The sequence below is a fragment of the Pseudoalteromonas sp. PS5 genome, assembly GCF_004103255.1.
GTDB classification, from domain to species: Bacteria; Pseudomonadota; Gammaproteobacteria; order Enterobacterales; family Alteromonadaceae; genus Pseudoalteromonas; species Pseudoalteromonas peptidolytica.
This window is the reverse complement of sequence record NZ_RCSQ01000188.1, coordinates 1-1,100: the sequence shown is the minus strand read 5'-3', so window position 1 is coordinate 1,100 and position 1,100 is coordinate 1. Positions and strand designations below refer to the sequence as shown.

The following is a 1,100-nucleotide window of genomic DNA, read 5'->3' as shown; positions in this document are numbered from 1 at the left end:
TATGGCAACTGCCCGTAAAAAACAAATCAGTTTAACTGACACCAAATATTATCACTGTATCTCCCGTTGCGTCAGGCGCGCATTTCTCTGTGGCGAAGATAAATTTACTGGTAAGTCATACGAACATCGTCGGGACTGGGTTGAAGAAAAGCTATTGATGTTGGCTTCCGTATTTTGCATTGATGTTTGTGCTTATGCAGTGATGAGCAATCATACTCACATTGTTTTATATGTTGATGACAACAAGGCGAAACGTCTGTCCGATGAAGCGATAGTGATACGATGGCACAAGTTGTTTAAAGGTAATTGGATAAGCCAAAAATTTATTGAAGGAGAGCCTCTCAGCGAGTCGGAGCAGTTGATACTAGATGAACTGGTTGATAAGTATAGAGAAAGGCTCGCAGATATTAGCTGGTTTATGCGAGTGCTTAACGAAGACATCGCCCGCCGAGCAAATAAAGAAGATAATTGTACAGGCCGTTTCTGGGAAGGGCGATTCAAGTCTCAAGCATTACTGGACGAGGCCGCATTGGCCGCTTGCCTCGCTTACGTAGACTTAAACCCCATTAGAGCCAACATCGCCGCAACGCCTGAAACCTCAGACTACACCAGCATCAAAAAACGCATCGACCACGCGAAGATGGGAAAGCAACCAAAAAACCTACTACGCTTTGTGGGCAGCCCACGAAAACATATGCCAAAAGGCCTGCCTTTTGAACTCAAATCCTATATTGAATTGGTTGAACTCACAGGCCGTTGTATTCGAGACGACAAGCGAGGCTATATCTTTGAATCTCAGCCCATACTCACTCGACTCAATATAGAACCTGAGAACTGGATAAAACTCACAACACAGTTTTCACGTGTATTCCACGGTGCAGTAGGCCGAGAGCGAACAGTAACCACCTACTGTGAAACACTGCAAAAGCGACGGAGGACAAACCTAACAAACTGCGAGCGCTTGTTGGCTTAGTAAAACTCACATTCTCAATTCTAGAATTTTCTTACTGCTGTATTTGCAGCGCGTTGCCGTGCGCGATAACCCAGTTTTAGTGTAGAGATACGCTTGGGCGCTAAAAATTGGCCTACCGAAAAACGTT

The 1,100-nt window shown here is 44.8% G+C and carries 1 protein-coding gene; it reads left to right on the top strand.

The window, feature by feature from the left end:
* The first annotated feature begins 1 nt into the window (after position 1).
* On the top strand, positions 2-973 hold the full coding sequence (locus tag D9603_RS19620) for a transposase (protein WP_128732575.1): 972 nt from the start codon (positions 2-4) through the stop codon (positions 971-973).
* Positions 974-1,100: the final 127 nt, after the last annotated feature.

Bases quoted from the DNA above. Each gene is read 5' to 3' on its own strand.
- D9603_RS19620 (WP_128732575.1), top strand. From the start codon at position 2: ATGGCAACTGCCCGTAAAAAACAAATCAGTTTAACTGACACCAAATAT.